Annotated in this window: 6 protein-coding genes and 2 pseudogenes; 5 read left to right on the top strand and 3 right to left on the bottom strand. The window is 60.3% G+C overall.

The features are described 5' to 3' along the window. Positions 1–264 precede the first annotated feature (264 nt). Entirely contained in the window at positions 265–1,710 is a 1,446-nt protein-coding gene (locus ACI77I_RS16620) for a SulP family inorganic anion transporter (RefSeq protein ID WP_406997985.1), read from the top strand. A 4-nt stretch (positions 1,711–1,714) separates the two neighbouring features. Here ACI77I_RS16620 and ACI77I_RS16615 read toward each other — a convergent pair whose 3' ends face one another. Further along, positions 1,715–2,107 (bottom strand): lysozyme inhibitor LprI family protein, encoded by a 393-nt coding sequence (locus ACI77I_RS16615; protein WP_406997984.1) that lies wholly within the window; start codon positions 2,105–2,107, stop codon positions 1,715–1,717. Between the two features lie 248 nt (positions 2,108–2,355). Here ACI77I_RS16615 and ACI77I_RS16610 point away from each other — a divergent pair, with 248 nt between their 5' ends. The 4 genes from ACI77I_RS16610 to ACI77I_RS16595 are packed head-to-tail and all read left to right on the top strand — an operon-like array spanning position 2,356 to position 6,455. Further along, positions 2,356–3,705 (top strand): gluconate:H+ symporter, encoded by a 1,350-nt coding sequence (locus ACI77I_RS16610; RefSeq protein WP_242152487.1) that lies wholly within the window; start codon positions 2,356–2,358, stop codon positions 3,703–3,705. Between the two features lie 26 nt (positions 3,706–3,731). Beyond that, positions 3,732–4,592 carry a MurR/RpiR family transcriptional regulator gene (locus ACI77I_RS16605; protein ID WP_242152485.1) on the top strand — a complete coding sequence of 287 codons (861 nt, stop codon included), beginning with the start codon at positions 3,732–3,734 and terminating at the stop codon, positions 4,590–4,592. Between the two features lies 1 nt (position 4,593). Then, positions 4,594–6,057, top strand: a complete 1,464-nt coding sequence (locus tag ACI77I_RS16600) for an amidohydrolase family protein (protein ID WP_406997983.1) — start codon at positions 4,594–4,596, stop codon at positions 6,055–6,057. Between the two features lie 29 nt (positions 6,058–6,086). Next, positions 6,087–6,455 (top strand): glyoxalase superfamily protein, encoded by a 369-nt coding sequence (locus ACI77I_RS16595; RefSeq protein WP_094949345.1) that lies wholly within the window; start codon positions 6,087–6,089, stop codon positions 6,453–6,455. A gap of 640 nt (positions 6,456–7,095) precedes the next feature. Here the strand turns inward: ACI77I_RS16595 and ACI77I_RS16590 are convergent. After that, a pseudogene (locus ACI77I_RS16590) lies at positions 7,096–7,689 on the bottom strand (methyl-accepting chemotaxis protein); the annotation flags it as partial. Positions 7,690–7,950: 261 nt separating this feature from the next. Next, positions 7,951–9,015, bottom strand: a pseudogene (locus ACI77I_RS16585) (methyl-accepting chemotaxis protein); the annotation flags it as partial. Positions 9,016–9,042 lie beyond the last annotated feature (27 nt).

Here is a 9,042-nt window from a genome sequence, read left to right as displayed (position 1 = left end):
AAGAGCCCTTTTGGTTACTTTTGGGGCTCTTTTCCAAAAGTGACCCGCCGTAAGGGCGGAACCATACGAAGCCGTTACCGCAGCAACGGATATGTACTCAATCTACCTAACCCCCTCACAGGCTTAAAGCAACACAAAAAGTTGCGTAGATACCTATGCTGCGATAGCGGCAACTCGGTTCACTTGTTGTTACACATTACTGGCCCCGCCCACCGCAATTCCGTACCATTCCCCGCCTTATTCCCCGCAACGCCCTGGTACCTCATGAACCTCACCCGTCTGCGCGCCGATGCCCTGGCCGGCCTCACCACGTCTTTTGCTCTGCTGCCCGAATGCATCGCCTTCGCCTTGGTCGCCCACCTCAACCCGCTGATGGGGCTCTACGGCGCCTTTATCATTTGCACGCTCACTGCATTGTTCGGCGGCCGGCCCGGCATGGTCTCCGGCGCGGCAGGCTCGATGGCGGTGGTGATCGTCGCACTGGTGGTGCAACACGGCGTGGAGTACTTGCTCGCGACGGTATTGCTCGGCGGGCTGATCATGATTGCGTTCGGCCTGCTGCGCCTGGGCAAGCTGGTGCGCATGGTGCCGCACCCGGTGATGCTCGGCTTCGTCAACGGCCTGGCGATTATCATCGCTTTGGCGCAACTGGAGCATTTCAAAAGCGGTGAAAGCTGGCTCAGCGGCACACCGTTATACGTGATGACCGGCCTGGTCGCGGCGACCATGGCGATTGTCTACCTGCTGCCGCGCCTGACCCGCGCCGTGCCGCCCGCCTTGGTGGCGATCCTCGGTGTTGGCCTGGCGGTGTACCTGCTCGGCCTGCCGACCCGGACGTTGGGCGACATGGCCCACATCGCCGGCGGCCTGCCAACCTTCGCACTGCCGCAAATCCCCTGGACTTTGGAAACCCTGGGCATCATCGCGCCCTATGCGTTCCTGATGGCGATGGTTGGCCTGCTGGAAACCCTGCTGACCCTGAACCTTACCGACGAAATCACCGAGACCCGTGGCTACCCCGACCGCGAAAGCGTCGCGCTGGGCGCGGCGAATATGGTCTCGGGCCTGTTCGGTGGCATGGGCGGTTGCGCGATGATCGGGCAAACCGTGATCAACTTGAGCTCCGGCGGGCGCGGGCGCTTCTCCGGGGTGTTTGCCGGGGTGATGATCCTGCTGTTCATTCTGTTTCTGTCGCCGCTGATTGAGCGGATTCCGCTGGCGGCGCTGGTGGGGGTGATGTTTGTGGTGTCGCAGCAGACCTTCGCTTGGGCGTCGTTGCGGGTGATCAATAAAGTGCCGGTCAATGACGTGCTGGTGATTCTGGCAGTGACGGTGATCACGGTGTTCACCGACCTGGCCACGGCGGTGCTGTGCGGCATTGTGATTGCGGCGCTGAATTTTGCCTGGCAACAGGCGCGTGAGTTGTACGCCGATGAGCATCTGGAAGCCGATGGCAGCAAGCTCTATCGCCTGCACGGTACGCTGTTTTTTGCCTCGACCACGCCGTTCCTGAACCAGTTCGACCCGGCCAATGACCCGGCCGAGGTGACGTTGGATTGCCGTCACCTGAGCTTTGTCGACTACTCCGCGATTGCCGCGCTGATGACCCTGCGTGAGCGTTACAGCAAGGCGGGGAAACATCTGCGGGTGCTGCATTTGTCGGAGCGCTGCAAGAAGTTGCTCAAGCGCGCCCGGGTGCATCATGAGTAACTGATTACGGCCCGACCAGGTCTTCCAGCTCTTGGGCGCGGGTCTGGGTCATGTCCAGCAGGCAGCCGGCGCCGTTGACTTGGTCGATGGTGCCGCCAGTGGCTGAGCCTGCGAAGGCGCAATTGGCGTCGCGGTATTTGATCCACAGGCGCTGAACATCCTGCAATTGCTGCTTGCGGTCGCCGTCCTGGGCGGCGAGGGCAGTTTTGTAGGCTTTGTTCAGGCGCTCATCTTGCACCTTGGCTTCTTTGGCGTTGCAATTGACCATGTCGGCGGTGGTGTTGGCGCCGTCCATGCATTTTTTCAGCGCCGCATTCTCGGCGGCCGCCGCGTTGCTGCACAAGGCCAGCAACAGCGCGCTGGCGGCGAAAGGCACAAGAAGGGTTTTGCGATTCATTGTGAGGATTCCTGATCGAAAGTTGGGCTGCCCTCTGAGACTCGGCCTCGGCAGTTGAGTTTCTGCGCGCAACAAAACTTCATGTAAGAACACCCCCCGGATTTTCATGAGCTGGCGCTGGGCATGCCCCAAAGCGACAGCGCTTATCTGTGGGCGAAAATTACTTTCATAAAAATTGAAAATTAAACTTGGTAATGATTTATGAGTTTCACAACCAATTCGACGTGACCCTTTCCAAGGAGTACCGCATGGCCGCACCACTGGGCTTGGGGCTGTTGGCATACGCTGCCATCGCCATCATTGCATTGATCGTGCTGATTGCACGTTATCGACTCAACCCGTTTATTGTCATCACCTTGGTGTCCATCGGGCTGGCGCTGATGGCCGGCATGCCGGCGGACACCATCATGGGCTCGTACGAAGCGGGTGTCGGTAAAACCCTGGGGCATATCGCCCTGGTGGTTGCGCTGGGCACCATGCTCGGCAAGATGATGGCCGAGTCCGGCGGCGCCGAGCAGGTGGCGCGCACGCTGATCAACCGCTTTGGCGAACGCAATGCGCATTGGGCGATGGTGTGTATCGCCTTCCTGGTGGGGCTGCCGCTGTTTTTCGAGGTCGGTTTTGTGTTGCTGGTACCGATTGCCTTTACCGTGGCGCGGCGCGTTGGGGTGTCGATCCTGATGGTCGGCCTGCCGATGGTCGCCGGTTTGTCGGTGGTGCATGCGCTGGTGCCGCCGCACCCGGCGGCGATGATGGCGGTGCTGGCGTATAACGCGTCGGTGGGGCAGACCGTGCTGTATGCGATTCTGATCGGTATTCCCACGGCGATCATCGCCGGCCCTCTGTACGCCAAGTTCATCGTGCCGCGCATTCACCTGCCGGCGGAAAACCCGCTGGAACGCCAGTTTATCGACCGCGAACCGCGCACCCGTCTGCCGAGCTTTGCGCTGACCATGGGCACCATCCTGTTGCCGGTGGTGCTGATGATGATTGGCGGCTGGGCCAATGTGATTTCCACCCCAGGCACCGCTTTTAACCAGTTCCTGTTGTTTATCGGCAACTCGGTAATCGCCCTCTTGGTGGCGACTTTGGTGAGCTTCTGGACCTTGGGCCTGGCCCAGGGTTTCAACCGCGAAGCGATCCTCAAGTTCACCAACGAATGCCTCGCCCCGACCGCCAGCATCACCTTGTTGGTGGGCGCGGGCGGCGGTTTGAATCGCATCCTGGTGGACGCGGGCGTGACCAATGAAATTCTCGGCCTGGCCCATGCCTTTCACTTGTCGCCGCTGGTGATGGGCTGGTTGTTTGCCGCGTTGATGCGCATCGCCACGGGCTCGGCCACTGTGGCCATGACGACGGCGTCCGGTGTGGTCGCGCCCGTCGCCATGGGCTTGGGTTATCCACACCCTGAATTATTGGTGCTGGCTACCGGTGCGGGCTCGGTGATCTTTTCCCACGTCAACGACGGCGGCTTCTGGCTGATCAAGGAATACTTCAATATGACGGTGATCCAGACCTTCAAGACCTGGACCGTATTGGAGACGCTGATTTCGGTGGTCGCCTTCGGTCTTACGTATGGACTGTCTCTTATTTTATGAGCTGCATTTTGTAACCCGGAGCCCCCATGGACATCCTCTACCAGATCCGCGCCCGCCAGGATTCCTTCAGCGCCGGCGAAGGGCGTATCGCCAAGCTGATGCTTGATGACGTGGGCTTTGCAGCGTCGGCCAGCCTGGAAGAGTTGTCACAACGCGCCGAGGTCAGCACGGCGACCTTGTCGCGCTTTGCGCGCAGCGTGGGTTGCCGCGACTTGCGTGATTTGCGCCTGCAATTGGCGCAGGCCAGCGGGGTGGGCAGCCGCTTTCTGGACCCTGCGGGGTTGCCGGAGCAGTCGGCCTTTCATCGGCAGATTCTCAGCGATATCGAATTAACGTTGCGCCAGCACCTGTCAGGTTTTAACCAGGCGAGTTTCGTCGATGCGGTCAGCCTGCTGGGCAAGGCGCGGATGATCCATGCATTCGGCATGGGCGGCCCGTCGAGCTTGTGCAGTGAAGAGTTGCAGGTGCGGTTGGTACGCCTGGGTTACCCGATTGCCGCCTGCCGCGACCCGGTGATGATGCGTGTAACGGCCGCGACCTTGGGCCCTGAGCATGCGCTGATTGTTTGCTCGCTCTCCGGCCTCACGCCCGAGTTGTTGGACGTGGTGAGGCTGGCGCGCAACTACGATGCGCCCATCGTCGCCATCACCTTGGCCGATTCACCGCTGGCTCAGCTGGCGGACGTGTTATTGCCGCTGCAACCGGCCGAAACCAGTTTTATCTACAAGCCCACCGCCGCGCGCTACGGAATGCTGTTGGCCATCGACCTGCTCGCCACTGAGCTTGCGCTGGCCATGCCGGACGACAACCAGGAACGCCTGCGCCGGATCAAGCTGGCCCTGGACGATTATCGCGGCGGCCCCGATAGCCTGCCGCTTGGAGATTGATATGAAGTACGACACGCTGATTCGCCAGGCGCTGATCATTGATGGCAGCAACACGCCGGGCTACGTCGCCGATGTAGGGCTGCGCGGCGGGCGTATCGAGACGATCGGCGATCTTGCGACCGCGCACGCCGAGCATGAAATCGATGCGAATGGCCGCGTCTTGGCACCCGGTTTTATCGACGTGCACACCCACGATGATACCGTGGTGATCCGCCACCCACAGATGCTGCCCAAGCTCAGCCAGGGCGTGACCACGGTGATCGTCGGCAACTGCGGCATCAGCGCCTCGCCGGTGACGTTGCGCACAGATCCGCCGGACCCGATGAACCTGCTGGGCAAGCGTGAGGCCTTTGCTTACCCGCGTTTTGCCGATTACCGCGCTGGCGTGGAAAGTGCCCATCCGGCGGTCAACGTTGCGGCGTTGATCGGCCATACAGCGCTGCGCAGCAACCATATGGACGATCTGCACCGTACCGCCACGCCGAATGAAATCGCCGCCATGCGTGTGCAGTTGCAAGAAAGCCTGGAAGCCGGCGCTCTGGGTTTATCCACAGGCCTGGCCTACGCCAGCGCGTTCAATGCCGAGACCGATGAGGTGCTGCAACTCAGTGAGGAACTGACGGCCTTCGGTGCGGTGTACACCACCCACTTGCGCAGCGAATTTGAACCGGTGCTGGAGGCGATGGACGAGGCCTTCCTGATTGGCCGACATGCCCAGGTGCCGGTGATTATTTCTCATCTCAAATGTGCCGGCGCGGGTAACTGGGGGCGTAGTCCGCAGCTGTTGGCATCACTGGAGTTGGCTGCAAAAAACCATCCAGTGGGCTGTGATTGCTACCCCTACGCGGCCAGCTCCTCGACGCTGGACCTCAAGCAGGTCACCGATGCATTTCGCATCACCATCACGTGGTCGACGCCACACCCGGAAGTCGGCGGGCGCGATTTGCAGGACATCGCCGCCGAGTGGGAGGTTTCGCTGCTGGACGCGGCACGTCGCCTGCAACCAGCGGGGGCGGTGTACTACGGGATGGATGAAGCGGATGTACGCCGCATCCTCGCGCATCCGCTGTCGATGGTCGGGTCTGATGGTTTGCCGGAAGACCCGTTCCCCCATCCACGGTTGTGGGGCGCGTTTCCGAGAGTGCTGGGGCATTTCAGCCGAGATGTGGGGTTGTTCCCGCTGCACACGGCGGTGCACAAAATGACCGGGCTGTCGGCCGCGCGTTTTGGCTTGGCCGAGCGTGGCGAAATTCGTGAAGGGTATTGGGCTGATCTGGTGTTGTTCGACCCGTTGAGTGTGCGCGATGTGGCGGATTTCAAAGAGCCCCAGCGTGCGGCACAGGGCATTGATGGCGTGTGGATCAACGGGGTGTTGAGCTACAGCGATGGGCAGGCCAATGGTCAGCGATCGGGGCGATTCCTGGCGCGCAATGGGGATTTGCGTGGTGGGTTTTCGTCTCTATAGTGGGCGCTTTCATACACGGAGCTGTCGCCATGCACTTAGGAAAAGTCACCCCCATTTTGCGGATTTTCGACGAGGTCAAAGCGTTGGAATTCTACGTCGACTTCCTCGGGTTCAAGGTCGACTGGCAGCATCGCTTCGAGGCGAATTTTCCGTTGTATTTGCAGGTGTCGTTGGGCGAATGTGTGCTGCATTTGTCCGAGCATCATGGCGATGCTTCGCCGGGGTCGGCGGTGCGGATTCAGGCGCAAGAGGTGGACGCGTATCAGCAGCAGTTGCTGGCCAAAGATTACCGTTATGCCAAGCCCGGGGTTGAGGAAACGCCGTGGGGGTCGCGGGAGATGAGCATCAGTGATCCGTTTGGGAATCGGCTGGTGTTTGTTGAGGAAGGCGAGGGCTGATGGGTAAATTGCAGGCAATAAAAAACCGCCTTAGTAGGGCGGTTTTTTATTGCAAACCCAGTTTGCGGCTGGGGTTGCTATCTCAAAAGACGCATCGACCCGCAGTTGGATACTACCGTTGGTCATGTCATCACGCAAGACGGAATGATGGCCGGCATGGTTACTTTAGGCATCCTTTCTCTTGCTTGATTTGACTGCAAAAGCTTGCGATGAATCTATCAGGCGATACTGGATATTTGACCACTGCTCGACACACCTTAGACGGGAAGGTTGGTTAGGATCTTCCCCGTTCTGCGTTTGTCGCTTTTTAGGTGAGCCGGGTATGCGCGCGAATTCTGGACCGACCGCCACGGGCTAGTAATCCGTGCCGGATTGATGCGGAAGGGCCATTAGCCCGGCCACCTCAAAGGACGCATCGACCTGCGTCTGAAGGCTCACGTGTTCCGGTAAGTGCGCAGGAGGTAAGGCCCAACTCAAGGAGGGCCGAGTATGTCGAAGTTTGCACGACGTACGTGGAACCTCGTAGTGAATGCCCTGCGTGTTTATCACGTGTGGACATTCCTGCGGGACAGCTTTGATGACCTGTAAGGTCTGAGACGTGGCGCCGCCTCGGCTTAAATCGAGGCGGCTTTTTGGTTTTTTAAACCCGGAAATGACTGACCATCTGCTGCAACTGGCTGCCCAAACGCGCCAGTTCCACACTCGACTTCGCCGTCTCGTCACTTGCCGTTGCGGTCTGCTCCGACACATCACGCACGTTCACAATGCTGCGGCTGATCTCTTCAGCCACGGCGCTTTGCTGCTCGGCCGCCGCAGCAATCTGCTGGTTCATCGACTGGATGTTCGACACCGTACGGGTGATGTTTTCCAGTGACACACCCGCCTTGCGCGTCAGTTCGACGCTGCTGTCGGTGAGGCTGCGGCTGTTGTTCATCACAGTGGCCACTTGTTGGGTGCCGTTCTGCAAACCCGCCACCAGGCCTTCGATTTCTTCGGTGGATTTTTGGGTGCGTTGGGCCAGGCCACGGACTTCGTCGGCGACCACGGCAAACCCACGACCGGCTTCACCGGCACGCGCCGCTTCAATCGCGGCGTTGAGCGCCAGCAGGTTGGTCTGCTCGGCCACGGCCTTGATCACATCCATCACGCTGCCGATCTTGTTGCTCTCTTGTTGCAGGTGCGTCATGGCGTCGGTGGAGCGCGCCACTTCAGCGGCCAGGCGTTCGATCTGGGCGATGGCCTCGGCCACCACTTTGTCGCCCGCGCGGGCTTGGCCATCGGCATCGGCAGCGGCCAGCGATGCTTGTTCAGCATTGCGTGCGACTTCCTGCACGGTGGCAGTCATTTCGTGCATCGCCGTGGCGACTTGATCGGTCTCGATCTTCTGGCTGTTGACGCCGGCACTGGTCTGCTCGGTGACGGCCGACAGCTCTTCGGCAGCGCTGGCGATCTGGGTCACGCCGTCGCGAATACCGCTGATCAATTCACGCAGGGTGGTGCCCATGCGCTGGATGCCTTGTTGCAACACGCCCAGTTCATCACGACGGGTCACTTGGATGTTGTGGCTCAGGTCGCCGGAGGCAATGCGCTCCACCACGGCCAGGGTTTCCTGGATCGGGCGAGTGATCTGGCGGGTAATTACCCAGGCAGCAATGATGCCGACCAGCAAAGCCAGCAACGTGCTGATCAGTTGTAGGCTACGGGCCTGGGCGCTTTCAACGTCACGGCGTTCGAGCTGGATGTCGTACAGCTTGTCGCTGATGGTGACGATATCCGCACCTTGGGTGGTCATTTCGGCGCGTGCGCTGACGATGTTGGCGTTGGCCGCCTTGTAGCTTTGTACGGCGCTGCGATAGGCGCCGAGTGCCGTTTCCAGTGAGGTCAATGCGCTTTGTTGGCTGGTGCCGAATGCGGCGCTGAGATTTTTCAAACCACTGATGGCTTTTTCGATCTGTGCCGCGGCGCGGGCTTCGGTCTCTGCACTGGGACTATTGGTGTAACCGCGCACTTCGTAGCGGCCCAACTGGAATTCTTCTTTGGCGTGAGTGACGGCTTGGTACTGGGTGAAGCGCTCCGGGCTGTCGGGCATCTGCTGCACATTGGTTTCCAGGGCGTCGATCTGGGCGTTGGCGATGTCGGCCTTGTCGCCCATGACCTGGCGCGCGGCGTTGCCGTTACGGTAGGCCTCGCGCATTTTGTTCAGCGACTGTTGGTAAGCGGTGATGACGGCTTTCTGGTCGGTGAGCAGCTTGCGGTTTTCCGGGCTATTGAAGCTGTCCAGCAGCGTCTGTTGCTGGGCGGCGAAGGCGTCGAGGCTGGTTTGTACGTTCTGCGCCACGGCTTCGTCGCCGTTGGCCAGCATGTATTGCAAACGCACGATGCGTAGCTTGGTCAGCGAGGCGTTGAGCTGGGTGATGTCGCTCATCCAGTTGCTACGGTCGATCAGGCTGCCCAGGCTGGTCCAGCCCGTCAGGGCCAGGATCGAGGTGAGGACCAGCACCAGGCCGAAGCCCAGGCCGAGTTTGAGGTTGACGCTGATGTTGCCGAACCAGCTATTCATCGAATGCTCCGCAAGAGTGATGTCTGT

Origin of the sequence: Pseudomonas sp. D47, assembly GCF_045447305.1 — a bacterium.
GTDB lineage: Bacteria > Pseudomonadota > Gammaproteobacteria > Pseudomonadales > Pseudomonadaceae > Aquipseudomonas.
Note: the sequence above shows the minus strand (reverse complement) of the source record. Positions and strands in the feature narration are given on the sequence as shown.